Genomic DNA, 13990 nt, shown 5'->3' on the forward strand with positions numbered 1-13990 from the left:
GCCCTCGCAGTCTGGCTAGTTAGAGGCCCATCCTAGCGGGCGCATGCGCGACGCGCATCCGCGCGTGCCCTGCCGACGAGACCAGCCCCGCACGTCGCGGGGCGCGCATGCACCGAAGAAGGAGAGGCAGACGTGTCTCACGCAGAACATCACGAGGAAGGCACCCGGCGCGATTTCCTGTACGTCGCGACCGCCGCGACCGGCGCCGTCGTCGCCGGCGCCGCGGTCTGGCCGCTGATCGATCAGATGAACCCCTCCGCGGACGTGCTCGCGCTCGCCTCGATCGATGTCGATGTCTCGGGGATCGAGGAAGGCACCCAGCTGACCGTGAAATGGCGCGGCAAGCCGGTCTTCATCCGTCACCGGACGGCCGAAGAGATCGAGGAAGCCCGCGGGGTCGCGCTCAGCGAGCTCAAGGACCAGAGCGCCGAGAACGCGAACCGGCCCGGCGCTGACGCCGCGGACGAGAACCGCGCGCTCGACGACGAGGGCAAGTATCTGGTGATGATGGGCGTCTGCACGCATCTCGGCTGCGTCCCGCTTGGTGACGGTGCCGGCGATTTCGGCGGCTGGTTCTGCCCCTGCCACGGCTCGCACTACGACACCTCGGGTCGCATCCGCCGGGGCCCGGCGCCCGAGAACCTGCATATCCCGCAGGCCGCCTTCATCGACGACACGACCATCAAGCTGGGCTGAGGAGGCCACGATGGGACATATTCCTCAGGAGCACTACGAGCCGAAGACCGGCATCGAGAAATGGCTCCACACCCGCCTGCCCGCGGTGGCGTTGGCGATCGATTTCATGAACTTCCCGACGCCCAAGAACCTCAACTGGATGTGGATCTGGGGCGTCGTGCTGACGGTCTGCCTCGTCGTGCAGATTGTCACCGGCATCGTGCTGGCCATGCACTACACGCCGCATGTCGACCTGGCCTTCGCCTCGGTCGAGCACATCATGCGTGACGTGAACGCCGGCTGGCTCCTGCGCTACGTGCACGCGAACGGCGCGTCGATGTTCTTCATCGCCGTCTACGCCCACATCTTCCGCGGCCTCTACTACGGCTCCTACAAGGCGCCGCGCGAGATCACCTGGATCATCGGCATCCTGATCTACCTGGCCATGATGGCGACGGCCTTCATGGGCTACGTGCTGCCCTGGGGCCAGATGTCGTTCTGGGGCGCCACGGTGATCACCAACCTGTTCTCGGCCCTGCCGCTGGTCGGCCAGCCGATCGTGGAGTGGCTTTGGGGCGGCTTCGCCGTCGACAACCCGACGCTGAACCGCTTCTTCTCGCTGCACTACCTGCTGCCCTTCGTGATCGTCGGGCTCGTGGCAGTGCACATCTGGGCCTTCCACACGACCGGCAACAACAACCCGACCGGGGTCGAGGTCCGGCGCAAGGACCTCGCGACCGCCAAGAAGGACACGGTTCCGTTCCACCCCTACTACACGATCAAGGACATGTACGCGCTGGTCGTGTTCCTGATCCTGTTCGCGGTGTTCGTGTTCTTCATGCCGAACTACCTCGGCCACCCGGACAACTACATCGAGGCCGACCCGCTGGTGACGCCCGCGCATATCGTGCCGGAATGGTACTTCCTGCCGTTCTACGCGATCCTTCGCGCCATCACCTTCGACATCCTGTTCATCGACTCGAAGCTGGGCGGCGTGATCGCGATGTTCGGCTCGATCGTGGTCATGGCGCTGGCGCCCTGGCTCGACACCAGCCGGGTGCGCTCGGGCCGCTATCGTCCGCAGTTCAAGTGGTACTTCTGGCTGCTCGTCGCCGACTTCTTCATCCTGATGTGGTGCGGCGGCCAGCCCCCCGAGGGCCTCGTGCCGACGATCTCGCTGATCGGGACGATCTACTGGTTCGCCTACTTCCTCGTGATCCTGCCGCTGCTGGGGATCATCGAGAAGCCGCAGGCCGAGCCGGCCACGATCGAGGAAGCCTTCGAGGCCGAACACCCGCCGGCGGACAAGACCGCCGCGACCCCGGCCGAGTGAGCGACAGGCGAGGAGAATACGAGAATGCTTAAGTCACGCATCATCCCCGCCATGCTCGCGGCCAGCCTCGCCCTTCCGGGCGCGGCGCTCGCGGCCGGCGGCGAGACCCATATCGAGAACGTCGCCTTCTCGTTCGAGGGCCCGTTCGGAACCTACGACCAACACCAGCTGCAGCGCGGCTTCCAGGTGTTCAACGAGGTCTGCGCCGCGTGCCACGGCCTGAAGTACGTGGCGTTCCGCGACCTGACCTCGGCGACCGGCCCCGCCTTCCCCGAGGAGCAGGCGAAGGCGTTTGCCGCGAACTACGAGGTGTTCGACCCCGAGCTTGACGACACGCGCCCTGCGCGGCTGTCGGACAAGTTCCCGCCGAACACCGCCGCCGGCGCGCCCGACCTCAGCCTGATGGCCAAGGCGCGCGCGGGCTTCCACGGCCCCTTCGGCCTCGGCCTCAACCAGCTGTTCAACGGCACCGGCGGGCCCGAGTACATCTACTCGCTGCTCACCGGCTATACTGGCGAAGAGGTCGAGCAGGCGGGCACGGTTCTGTACGAGAACACCGCCTTCCCCGGCGGGCTGATCTCGATGGTCCCGCCGCTGTCGGAGGGTCTCATCGAGTACGAGGCCCACTCGATGGGCGAGGGTGACGGCCATGGCGGCGGCGGCCACTACAGCTCGCCTGAGGCCACGGTCGAGCAGATGTCCAAGGACGTCTCGGCCTTCCTGATGTGGGCGGCCGAGCCGAAGATGGTCGAGCGCAAGGAAGCCGGCCTGCGCAACGTCCTGATGCTGATCGTGCTGGCGGTCCTGCTCTACTACACCAACCGGAAGCTCTGGGCGCCGGTGAAGGGCAAGGACCACTGACCCCAACCAGCGGGTCGCGAGGATCAGGCCCCGCCCGGCACCGGGCGGGGTTTTTCTTTTGCCCGCGATCGGCTATCGCCTGCGCATGGAGGCAACCCCCGCGCGCGGACGGGCGCGACGCGGTGCGGCGGCGCAGCGAGGGCAGGACATGTCGTTCAACACCTACGGCCACATCTTCCGCGTGACCACCTGGGGCGAGAGCCACGGGCCCGCGCTCGGCGCCACGGTCGACGGCTGTCCCCCCGGCATCCCGGTTTCGGCCGGCGACATCCAGCACTGGCTCGACCGGCGCAAGCCGGGAACCAGCCGCTACACGACGCAGCGGCGCGAGCCGGACGAGGTCGAGATCCTGTCCGGCGTCTTCGAGGGGGCCAGCACCGGCCACCCCATCCAGCTGATGATCCGCAACACCGACCAGCGCTCGAAGGACTATTCCGAGATCGCGGCCAAGTTCCGCCCCGGCCACGCCGACCTGACCTACTGGCTGAAATACGGCATCCGCGACTATCGCGGCGGGGGCCGCTCCTCGGCGCGCGAAACGGCGGCGCGGGTCGCCGCCGGCGGCATCGCGCGCGCCGCCCTCGCCCAGCTCGTGCCGGGCCTGACGATCACCGGCTGCATGGTCCAGATGGGCCCCCACCCGGTCAACCGCGCGAACTGGGACTGGGCCGAGATCGAGCGCAACCCCTTCTGGACGCCCGACGCCGCCGCCGCCGCGCACTGGGCGGACTATCTCGACGAGCTGCGCAAGTCGGGCAACTCCGTCGGCGCCGTGGTCGAGGTCGTGGCCAGCGGCGTCCCCGCGGGCCTTGGTGCCCCGGTCTACGCCAAGCTCGACACCGACCTTGCCGCCGCGATGATGTCGATCAACGCGGTCAAGGGCGTCGAGATCGGTGACGGCTTCGCCACTGCTGCCCTGACCGGCGAGGAAAACGCCGACGAGATCGTGATGGGCAATGACGGGCCGCGCTTCCTGTCGAACCATGCCGGCGGGATCCTCGGCGGCATCTCGAGCGGCCAGGACGTCGTCGTGCGCTTCGCGGTCAAGCCGACCTCGTCGATCCTCAAGCCGCGGCGCACCATCGCCATCTCGGGCGAGGAGACCGATATCGTCACCAAGGGCCGCCACGACCCCTGCGTCGGCATCCGCGCCGTGCCGGTGGGCGAGGCGATGATGGCGGCCGTCCTGCTCGATCATCTGCTGCTGCACCGCGCCCATGTCGGCGAGAACCGCGGCCGGATCGGTTGACGTCTTGCCCGCCGCGGCGGCGCGGCTATGCTCGCCCGCGTGGAGGGCTGATGACATGCAGATCGAAAACCGCGCGCTCGTTCTCGACCTCGTGGCCTGGCTCGCCCCCGCGCCGCGCCCCTATGACGAGGTGATGGCCGCCTGGCGAACCTCCTGTCCGCGCCTCACGGTGTGGGAGGACGCGCTCGATCTTGGCCTCGTCGCCCGCCGGCCCGCCGACGGCACGGTCGCGGCGACGGAAGCCGGGCGCGCCCTGCTGCGGGCCGAGGGTCGGTGCGCGTGATCCGCGCCGCGATCTTCGATGTGTTCGGCACCGTGGTCGACTGGCGCGAAGGCGTGGCCGCCTGCGCCCGCGAGGCATTCGCCCTCCGCGGCATCGAGACCGACCCGCATGCCTTCGCCGACGCCTGGCGCGCCGAATACCAGCCCGCGATGCAGCGCATCCGCTCGGGCGAGCGCGGATATGTCCAGCTCGACCAGTTGCACCTCGAGAACCTCGACCGCGTGCTGTCGGCCTTCGGGATCGCCGAGCACTTCGACACGGCGGCGCGCCTCGAACTGAACAGAGCCTGGGAGCAGCTTCCCCCCTGGCCCGACAGCGCCCCCGGGATCGCCGCGATCCGCGCCACCGGGCGCCTGGTCGCGCCCTGTTCGAACGGGTCGATCGCGCTGATGAGCCGGCTCGCGCGCTATGCGGGCATCGAGTGGGACTGCATCCTCGGGGCGGATGTCGCGCGCGCCTACAAGCCCGATCCGCTCGCCTACCGGCGGTCCGTCGCCGCCCTGCGGCTCGACCCCGCCGAGGTTGTGATGGTCGCCGCCCATAATGGCGACCTTGCGGCCGCGCGGGCCGAGGGGCTGGCCACGGCCTTCGTTCCCCGCCCGTCCGAGCAGGGCGAGGGCCAGACGAGCGATCTCGTACCCACCGCCGACTGGGACTTCGTCGCCGACGACATGCGCGCGCTCGCGGCCTGGTTGGCTGGCTGACCGAGCCGCTCGCCCCGCCGCGGCGGAGGCGCCGGTCGGGTCACTCTTCCGGCGATTTCTCCAGCATCCGGCCCAGCCGCCTGCCACCCAGCAGGTGGACGTGGTAGTGCGGCACCTCCTGCACGCCATCGGCGCCCGTGTTGGCGATGAGCCGGTAGCCATTGCCGCCCGCCGCCCCGGCGGCGCCGGTGCTGCGCGCCACCTCGGCCACGGCGCGCATGAAATCCGCAAGCTCGGCATCGCTGGCCGCCGCGCCGAAATGATCGGCGTTCACATAAGGCCCTTTCGGGATGACAAGCACATGCACGGGTGCGCGCGGCGAGATGTCCTTGAAGGCCAGCGAATGCTCGGTCTCGAGGATCTTGGCGCAGGGGATTTCGCCACGAAGGATCCGGGCAAAGACGTTCTGGTCGTCGTAGTCGTAGCTCATCACACTCTCCGAAAGGCCGCTGGCCGCCGCCACGCTTGGGCGGGTGCCGCGACTTTCACCGCCGTGCGACGCGATTGCAAGCTGCAGCCGTCACGCGGTCGGCCGCGCGCGCGTCAGCTCCAGAAACACCTGCTCGAGGCGCGGCTCCTCGGTCTCGATGTCGGTGATCTCGTGCCCCTCGGCCTGCACGGCAGCCACCAGGTCCGGGGCGCGCGCAACGCTGCGGGGATAGCGCAGCGCCAGCAGGTCGGGCGCGCGCAGCTCTGCCGTCACGCCCTCAGGCACCTCCGGAAGGCACCCCGGCTCTCGCGCCAGCCGCAGGAGCAGCGTTTTCGAATCGATGCGGGACAAAAGGCTCGGCGTCTCCTCGCAGGCCACCACCTCGCCGTGGTTGATGATGGCGATGCGGTCGCACATCGCCTCAGCTTCCTCCAGGTAGTGGGTCGTCAGGATCACCGTGGTGCCCGCCGCGTGCAGCTCGCGCACATAGTCCCACATCATCTGCCTGAGCTCGATGTCCACCCCGGCGGTGGGCTCGTCGAGCACCAGCACCGCCGGCTCGTGCACCATCGCCTTCGCGACCAGAAGCCGCCGCCGCATGCCGCCCGACAGCGTGCGCGGATAGGCGCGCGCCTTGTCGGCAAGGCCCACGCGGGTCAGGATCTCCATGCTGCGCCGGCGCGCCTTGGGCACGCCGTAGAGTCCTGCCTGCACCTCGAGCAGGTCGAACGGCGTGAAGAACGGGTCGATGTTGAGCTCCTGCGGCACCACGCCGATCGCAGCGCGCGACTGGCGCGGGTTCACGTCCTGGTCGAAGCCCCAGATGCGCACGCTGCCCGAGGTCTTGGTGACCAGCCCCGCCAGGATGTTGATGAAGGTCGACTTGCCCGCACCGTTCGGGCCCAGCAGCCCGAAGATCGACCCCGTAGGCACGTCGAGGTCGATCCCCTTCAGCGCCGTCTTCGCCGGCTCGCGGCCGGTCGCGGCGTAGGTCTTGACGAGCGAGCGCACCTCGATCGCGTTGAGCGGCATGCGACGATCTCCGGCTGGGCGGACGGCGCCGGGACAGCTTGCCGCCCGGCTCCGGATCGCTATCATGCCGCCGCGGAGCCGGTCAAACAGGCCGCGAGATCAAGGAGCAGGCAGGCGATGACGAACGAGGCCCCCGAGGTCGAGACCGTGGAGACCACCAAGGTGCATTGCGACGGCAAGGAGGGGGCGCTGGGTCATCCGCGCGTCTATCTGACGATCGGGCTCGAAGGCTTCGTCGAATGCCCATACTGCGACAAGCGCTTCGTGCTGGCCGAGGACGCCGCAGCCCACTGACCGCGGCCCGGCGCGCGAGGCGCCCGCCTGTCGCACCACCCGACGACGGGCTTCGCCCGGCAGCAGAGAGGACGCGCATGACCCTCGGCAAGGGCTCCCATGTCTATCTGATCGACGGCTCGGGCTACATCTTCCGCGCCTACCACGCCCTGCCGCCGCTGACCCGCAAGTCGGACGGCCTGCCGGTGGGCGCGGTCGCGGGCTTCTGCGCGATGCTGCACAAGATGCTGATGGGCTTCGGCAACTCGGGGCCCACCCATCTTGCCGTGGTGTTCGACCATTCCTCGAAGAGCTTCCGCAACGACCTCTACGAGGGCTACAAGGCCCAGCGCCCGCCGCCGCCCGAGGACCTGCGCCCCCAGTTCCCCCTCATCCGCGAGGCGACGCGCGCCTTCGGCGTTCCGGCGGTCGAGATGAAGGGCTTCGAGGCCGACGACCTGATCGCCACCTATGCCCGCCAGGCGGTCGAGGCCGGGGCCGAGGTGACCATCGTCTCGTCCGACAAGGACCTGATGCAGCTTGTCGGCCCCGGCGTCACCATGCTCGACCCGATGAAGAACCTGACGATCGGCCCCGACGAGGTGCGCGCCAAGTTCGGCGTCGCGCCCGACCGGGTGATCGACGTGCAGTCGCTGGCCGGCGACTCGGTCGACAACGTGCCCGGCGCGCCCGGCATCGGCGTGAAGACCGCCGCACAGCTGATCGAGGAATACGGTGATCTCGACACGCTGCTCGCCCGCGCCGAGGAGATCAAGCAGCCCAAGCGCCGCGAGACACTGATCGAGAAGGCCGACCAGATCCGCCTCTCGCGCGACCTCGTCACCCTCAAGCAGGACGTGCCGGTCGAGCACGGGCTTGACGAGTTCCCGGTCGAGAAGCCCGAGGCGGAAAAGCTGCTGGGCTTCCTCGCCGAGATGGAGTTCCGCACCCTCTCGAACCGCATCGCCGACGCGCTGGGGGCCGAGCCGCCGGTGATCGAGGCGAAACGCGCGCCCGAGGCCCCGGCCAGCAAGGCCGCCCCCGCCGGTGCCGAGGGGCCCGGCGCCGTGCGCGCGATGCCCAAGCTCGACCCGGACGCCTACACGATCATCCGCAAGGCCGCCGACCTCGCCGCCCTGCTCGACGAGGCGCGGGAGAGCGGGCACCTGTGCATCGACCTCGAGACCACCTCGCTCGACGAGATGGTGGCCGAGATCGCCGGCATCGCCCTCTCGCCCGCCCCCGGCCGCGCAGCCTATGTGCCCGTGGGCCACGTCACGGGCGAGGGCGACCTCCTGGGCGCGGCCGAGCGCGCCCCCGACCAGATGGCGCTCGACGACGCGCTGGCGGCGCTGCGCGAGATCCTCGTCGACGAGGCAATCCTCAAGATCGGCCAGAACCTGAAATACGACCTCAAGGTGCTGCGGCGCCACGGCATCGACGTGCGCCCCTTCGACGACACCATGCTGATGTCCTACGCCCTCGACAGCGGGCTCGGCGGGCATGGCATGGACGAGCTGTCCGAGCGCCATCTCGGCCACCGCCCTGTGCCGATCAAGGAGCTGATCGGCTCGGGCAAGTCGGCCATCACCTTCGACCGCGTGCCGATCGACAAGGCCGCGACCTACGCGGCCGAGGATGCCGACGTCACCATCCGCCTGTGGCACAAGCTGCGCCCGCGGCTGGCGGCCGAGCGGGTCTCGACCGTCTACCACACGCTCGAGCGCCCGCTGGTGCCCGTGCTGGCGGACATGGAGCTTGCCGGCATCCTGGTCGACCGCGACCTGCTCTCGCGCCTCTCGAACGGCTTCGCGCAGAAGATGGCCGGGCTCGAGGACGAGATCCAGAAGCTCGCCGGGCGCAGGTTCAACGTCGGCTCGCCCAAGCAGCTGGGCGAGATCCTGTTCGAGGAGATGGGGCTCGAGGGCGGCGTCAAGGGCAAGGCCGGGGCCTGGGGCACCGGCGCCGACGTGCTCGAGACGCTGGCCGCCCAGGGCCACGACCTGCCCGCCCGCGTGCTCGACTGGCGCGCGCTCAGCAAGCTCAAGTCGACCTATACCGACGCCCTGCCCAACCACATCAATCCCGAGACCGGGCGCGTGCACACCTCGTTCTCGCTGGCCGCGACCTCGACCGGGCGGCTCGCCTCGACCGACCCGAACCTGCAGAACATCCCCGTCCGCACCGAGGAGGGGCGCCAGATCCGCACCGCCTTCGTGGCGGCCGAGGGCAACGTCATCCTCTCGCTCGACTACAGCCAGATCGAGCTGCGGATCTTCGCCCACATGGCCGGGATCGACGCGCTGAAAAAGGCGTTCCGCGACGGGCTCGACATCCACGCCATGACGGCGTCCGAGGTCTTCGGCGTGCCGATCGAGGGCATGGACCCGATGGTCCGCCGCCAGGCCAAGGCGATCAATTTCGGGGTGATCTACGGCATCTCGGCCTTCGGGCTCGCGAACAACCTGCGCATCCCGCAGGCCGAGGCCAAGGCCTTCATCGACGCCTATTTCGAGCGCTTCCCCGGCATCCGCGCCTACATGGACACGACCAAGCAGACGGCGCGCGATCAGGGCTATGTCACCACGCTGTTCGGCCGCAAGATCCACACGCCGGGCATCAAACTCAAGGGCCCCCACCGCGGCTTTGCCGAGCGCGCGGCGATCAACGCCCCCATCCAGGGCACCGCGGCCGACGTGATCCGCCGCGCGATGATCCGCATCCCCGAGGCGTTAACAGATCATAAACTCTCGGGCCGGATGCTCCTGCAGGTCCATGACGAGCTGCTGTTCGAAGTCCCCGGGGACGAGGCCGACAAGACCGCCAAGGTGGTCAAGGCCGTGATGGAGGGGGCCGCGGCCCCCGCGGTCGAGATCTCGGTCCCGCTTGTCGTGGATGCCGGGAAGGGGCAGAGTTGGGCTGAGGCGCATTGAAGCGCAAACTATTCTGAATCAAGTAATGCGCTCGTCGAAGCACGATAAATGTCCGCTTGAGATATCGCCTCGATATCACTTCCAAAATCGTTTTCCAAAAATGGAACTCCAAAACATCTTGAAATTAAATAGAACATTAGGGACCCAACGCTTACCATTTTTGCAACGCTGTCTTCACATCTGTCACTTGCGCTATAAATTTTAACAAACCCGTCCGAAGATGGTGGAGCTGGAAAAGTAACCTCATCATCAAAGCATAAAGGAAATCCATTCACTTCACAATACCTCAAATACTTCTCATCATCTATATACGGTGTGAACCTCCAAGAATTATATACCTTTAACTTAGCAAATAAATCTCCACTCCAATCGTAAAATTCTACAAGATCATTGATTAACTCCGAGATAGACAGCAATACTAGAAATGATTCACCAATATCTATCAAATTAGGTGACGTATACCCCCTATCTCGGAGCAACTTTGCAAACTCCGCATAAATTTTTCTCCCTTTAAATACATCAGCAAAAGCATCAATGCTTGAGAATCTGAAAGATTTTGCGGGAAATATTAAATCCAGTCTAAGTCCATGGTGAACCTTTAAAGTAGTTGTCGTTCTGCTTGGATCATCCCCCCCCCTGTTGCTGCGCTATAAATCCAGATGGAGAAACATAGAATGCATCGAATTTTATAGATGGCATCTTTTTATCTTTTTTTGTTAGCGTCTTCTTAAGATCGGACAAATTCAACTCTCTCCAGTCATTTTTCTCTCTTGATAGATCAGCAATCAACATAAATCTAAAGTAGCACTTCTCTTGCTCCGCATTTGAAAAAACTGGATCACGATCTTGCCATCTTTTGTACCACTCGGACAGCATTTCCTGCCTTTTAAACAGTTCATCAATTAAGTAACGATCATTCAGCGGTCTTGGGTCGCTCAAATCCGAAACGCGTGAAAAGATTACGCCAGACGAATGAATGTGAGGTGCTGTATTACTTCTTGGCACAAAAATTCCAATTATAGATCGATTTTCCCCCAGACCTATAATATTATTTGGACCATCTATCTTAAAAACCTCGAAAAATGGCGAAGGGCTTACATGAAATTTGACCGCCTCTTTAATTGAAGAGATTTTCTTTTCACAGTCTGCATCATCAATTCCCGGAAAACTTTCAGCAACTGGATCTGCGTCAGACCTTTGGCCGATTCCGTAGAAAATCCATCCACCATACGTATTGGCGAATGATGAAACGGATTTTGCAATTGTTTTTGGGTTAGGTATTTCTCTTTTATACTCAATATGCCATCCTTCAGAGACGTCTCTTAAGCATTCCAAATCTTTGGAGTTCAAATCTTTAACGCCCCTCTCAAATGGGCTGTAATGAAGTTCATTAATTTTCATGGCCACCGGAAACCCTTCCGCTCACTCTGTAAAATTCCTGCCGCATTGAATCATCCACGCTTCTGCTATTCAAGGTAGTGATTTTTGTTTTTTAGTATGCTTTACACTGAACTACCCCTTCGGCGCGAGGCATGATCTTGGTCGGCACAGGGGCGACCAAATCGGAGTTTGGTCAACAAATTCACACCACACCCCGCAGTACATTTCAAACGGGAAATCGTTTCTTATCAACACAATACCCACACTTTCACGCGTGAAAGCCCGCGCAGTCCGGCGCCGTCCCTGCCCTCAGCCCTGCCCCTCGGGCGTCTTTTCCGCCTCGGCCTCGGCGGCGCGCAGCTTCTCGACCACGCCGCGCATCAGTTCCCATTGCACCCGCACGGCCGAGAGGTTGCGATAGAAGGCTATGACCAGCCGCCAGGGCTGCTGGATGCGTTGCAGGCCCACGGTCGCGGCGACCACGATGCCGACATCGCTGCGCCCCTCCAGCACCAGCGAGCCGCCCAGCACCAGCACCACCACCATCCCCACCCCGTTCAGCGCGCTCAGCACGAACTTGGTCGACAGCTTCCACAGGAACACCTTGCGGCGGGTCTCGTAGATCCGGTCGAAATCGGCGTGCACCGCCTCGCGCGCCGCCGCCAGGTCGCCATGGGTGACCTCGTTGACCGCGCGGCGCAGGAACAGCACCCGCTCGCGCACCAGCCGGTTGATGCGCGACTGGGTCATCATCACGATCACGGCCTGCGGCAGCACGATCAGCGCCACCACCAGCCCCAGCCGCGGCTGGGTCGCGGCGATGTAGCCGACCACGCTGACCAGGGTGCCGATCTGCAGCACCGGCTCGGCCACCGCATCGCCGACGAACTTGCCCACGGCCTCGGATTCGGCCGAGATCATCGAGGCCAGCGTGCCCGTCCCCACGTCTGTGCGCCCCGTCGCCTTGGGGTTCTCGCAGATCACGTAGCGGATGCGCTTGATCACGCCCTCGCCCACCAGCCCCGAGCGGTAGCCCAGCGCCCATTTCAGCGCGAGGCTGATGACGATGATGCCCCCCATCTCGAGCCCCAGCCGCACCAGCGCCGGGCCGTCGAGATCGCCGTCGAGGCCGTTGATGATCCGCTTCTGGTATTCGAGCGGGACCGCCGCCAGCGCCGCCACCGACAGCGACAGCCCGATCAGCACCAGCTGCGCGCGCCAGGTGACGCGAAAGAGCGTGCGGTAGAACTCGAACACGGGCGCCCTCCCCCGTCAGGCGGCCAGGCCGACGCGGCGGCGGATCGTCTCGTCGCGCAGGCTGACCTCGGTTCCGGCGAACTCGGCGCCCTCGGGCCCGCACAGCCACGCGATGCAGCGCGCCGGCCATTCCGGCGGGATGTGGTCGGACCATTCGAGCCGGCTGACGGGGTTGAGGCCCGACTGCTTGATCGAGCGCTGCATCTGCGTCGCCACGGTGCCAGGCGAGAGGCCCACCACCCGGATCCCGCGCCCGGCGCATTCGAGATGCGCGGCCCGCGTCAGCATGGCCGCGCCCGCCTTGGCCGCGCAGTATGCGCTCCACCCCTCGAGCGGGCTGTGCGCGGCCCCCGACGAGATGTTGACGATGACCGCGCCGCTCTCCATCGCCGGGATCGCGGCCCGCAGCCCGTGGTAGACGCCCTTGAGGTTGACGTCGATGGCCTGCCCCCACTCGGCCGGGTCCGAGGCGACGAGCTGCGCGATCGGCTCGATCATGCCCGCGTTGTTGACCACGATGTCGAGCCCGCCGAACCGCTCGCGCGCCCGCGCGACGGTCGCGGCCACGTCCTCGAAGCGCGCGACGTCGCAGGCCATCGCCTCGGCCCGGTGCCCGGCGGCGGTCAGCTCGGCCGCCAGCGCCCCGGTCTCGCCGGTCGAGCGCGCGGCGAGGATGACGGCGGCGCCCTGCTCGGCCATCAGCCGCGCGGTGGCCGCGCCGATCCCGCGGCTGGCGCCGGTGACGATCGCGACCTTGTCCTTGAGATGGCTCATTCAGCGTTCTCCGTTACCGCGCCGGGCGGGGTTTCCTCGATGTGGTCGGTGCGCGCGGCCAGCATGGCGCGCATGTCGTCGGCGGCGCGCGCAAGCGCCTCCGGGTCGGTGCCGCGCAGGATCAGCGTGGCCCCCGCGGTCAGGCGGAAGAAGGGATAGCAGCCGATCGAGACCTGCGGGTGCGCGGCCGCGACCGTGCCCAGCGGCCCGGCCAGTTCGCCCTCGGGCATCATCACGCGGAAGCTGTGCGACAGGATCGGCGGGCCGCCGGCGAGGCCGGGCAGGATGCCCTCGAGCATCACCGCGAAGATCGCCGGCACGCCCGCCATGACGTGGCAGTTGCCGATGACGAAGCCCGGCGCGTGGCTCAGCGGGTTGTCGATCAGCCGCGCACCATCCGGGATCCGGGCCATGCGCAGCCGCGCCTCGTTGAGCTCGCCGGGTTTGTAGTAGCTCTCGAGGATCGCGCGGGCGTCGTCGCGCACGCCGATCGCGGCGCCGAAGGCCTCGGCCACCGCGTCGGCCGTGATGTCGTCATGGGTGGGCCCGATGCCGCCCGAGGTGAAGAGATAGGTGACGCGCGCCGACAGCTCGCGCACGGCGGCCACGATGGTCTCGCGCACATCGGGCACCACGCGGATCTCGACGAGGCGGATGCCGATCCCGGTCATCTTCTGGGCCAGCAGGTGGGCGTTCGCGTCGCGCGTGCGGCCCGAGAGGATCTCGTCCCCGATCACGAGCATGGCGGCGGTGGGCTGGCTCATCTTTCTCCCTCTTGGCGGCGGCCCGGCCGGGGCTTAGGTTTG

The 13990-nt window shown here is 66.2% G+C and carries 14 protein-coding genes; 8 read left to right on the forward strand and 6 right to left on the reverse strand.

The annotated features are described in order from the left end of the window. Window positions 1–132 precede the first annotated feature (132 nt). The 6 genes from petA to H0I76_RS14465 all read left to right on the forward strand — a co-directional run bounded on the left by petA (window position 133) and on the right by H0I76_RS14465 (window position 5105). The gene (gene petA / locus H0I76_RS14440; RefSeq protein ID WP_200611132.1) at window positions 133–696 is read left to right on the forward strand and encodes a ubiquinol-cytochrome c reductase iron-sulfur subunit; all 564 of its coding nucleotides are present in this window, start codon (window positions 133–135) and stop codon (window positions 694–696) included. A gap of 10 nt (window positions 697–706) precedes the next feature. Beyond that, window positions 707–2008, forward strand: coding sequence for a cytochrome b (locus H0I76_RS14445; protein WP_200611135.1), 1302 nt, complete (start codon window positions 707–709; stop codon window positions 2006–2008). Between the two features lie 24 nt (window positions 2009–2032). Continuing rightward, window positions 2033–2869: a cytochrome c1 gene (locus H0I76_RS14450; RefSeq protein ID WP_200611137.1), complete on the forward strand. Its 837-nt coding sequence runs from the start codon at window positions 2033–2035 to the stop codon at window positions 2867–2869. Window positions 2870–3017: 148 nt separating this feature from the next. Then, a complete protein-coding gene (aroC, locus tag H0I76_RS14455) occupies window positions 3018–4118 on the forward strand; it encodes a chorismate synthase (protein WP_200611140.1) in 1101 nt (366 codons plus the stop codon). A gap of 55 nt (window positions 4119–4173) precedes the next feature. Then, window positions 4174–4401, forward strand: coding sequence for a hypothetical protein (locus H0I76_RS14460; RefSeq protein WP_200611144.1), 228 nt, complete (start codon window positions 4174–4176; stop codon window positions 4399–4401). Then, the gene (locus tag H0I76_RS14465; protein WP_200611153.1) at window positions 4392–5105 is read left to right on the forward strand and encodes a haloacid dehalogenase type II; all 714 of its coding nucleotides are present in this window, start codon (window positions 4392–4394) and stop codon (window positions 5103–5105) included. The genes H0I76_RS14460 and H0I76_RS14465 overlap by 10 nt, the downstream gene beginning before the upstream one ends. Before the next feature lie 40 nt (window positions 5106–5145). On the opposite strand, the gene H0I76_RS14470 is transcribed toward H0I76_RS14465, so the two are convergent. Together H0I76_RS14470 and H0I76_RS14475 are read right to left on the reverse strand one after the other, a co-directional pair. After that, window positions 5146–5535, reverse strand: coding sequence for a histidine triad nucleotide-binding protein (locus tag H0I76_RS14470; RefSeq protein WP_200611156.1), 390 nt, complete (start codon window positions 5533–5535; stop codon window positions 5146–5148). Window positions 5536–5625: 90 nt separating this feature from the next. Then, window positions 5626–6567 (reverse strand): ABC transporter ATP-binding protein, encoded by a 942-nt coding sequence (locus H0I76_RS14475; protein WP_200611157.1) that lies wholly within the window; start codon window positions 6565–6567, stop codon window positions 5626–5628. Between the two features lie 117 nt (window positions 6568–6684). Here H0I76_RS14475 and H0I76_RS14480 point away from each other — a divergent pair, with 117 nt between their 5' ends. Next, complete coding sequence (locus tag H0I76_RS14480) at window positions 6685–6861, forward strand: zinc-finger domain-containing protein (protein WP_200611158.1); 177 nt, start codon at window positions 6685–6687, stop codon at window positions 6859–6861. 77 nt (window positions 6862–6938) lie between these two features. Then, a complete protein-coding gene (gene polA, locus H0I76_RS14485; protein ID WP_200611159.1) occupies window positions 6939–9773 on the forward strand; it encodes a DNA polymerase I in 2835 nt (944 codons plus the stop codon). 624 nt (window positions 9774–10397) lie between these two features. On the opposite strand, the gene H0I76_RS14490 is transcribed toward polA, so the two are convergent. The 4 genes from H0I76_RS14490 to H0I76_RS14505 form a co-directional block, all read right to left on the reverse strand. Further along, window positions 10398–11174, reverse strand: a complete 777-nt coding sequence (locus H0I76_RS14490; RefSeq protein ID WP_234455341.1) for an AlbA family DNA-binding domain-containing protein — start codon at window positions 11172–11174, stop codon at window positions 10398–10400. A 288-nt stretch (window positions 11175–11462) separates the two neighbouring features. Beyond that, on the reverse strand, window positions 11463–12410 hold the full coding sequence (locus H0I76_RS14495; protein ID WP_200611161.1) for an ABC transporter ATP-binding protein: 948 nt from the start codon (window positions 12408–12410) through the stop codon (window positions 11463–11465). Between the two features lie 15 nt (window positions 12411–12425). After that, window positions 12426–13184 carry an SDR family NAD(P)-dependent oxidoreductase gene (locus tag H0I76_RS14500; RefSeq protein WP_200611162.1) on the reverse strand — a complete coding sequence of 253 codons (759 nt, stop codon included), beginning with the start codon at window positions 13182–13184 and terminating at the stop codon, window positions 12426–12428. Next, window positions 13181–13948: a competence/damage-inducible protein A gene (locus H0I76_RS14505; protein WP_200611165.1), complete on the reverse strand. Its 768-nt coding sequence runs from the start codon at window positions 13946–13948 to the stop codon at window positions 13181–13183. Before H0I76_RS14505 ends, H0I76_RS14500 begins: the two co-directional genes overlap by 4 nt. Between the last annotated feature and the right edge of the window lie 42 nt (window positions 13949–13990).

It is taken from the genome of Thermohalobaculum xanthum (genome assembly GCF_016623495.1).
GTDB classification, from domain to species: domain Bacteria; phylum Pseudomonadota; class Alphaproteobacteria; order Rhodobacterales; family Rhodobacteraceae; genus Thermohalobaculum; species Thermohalobaculum xanthum.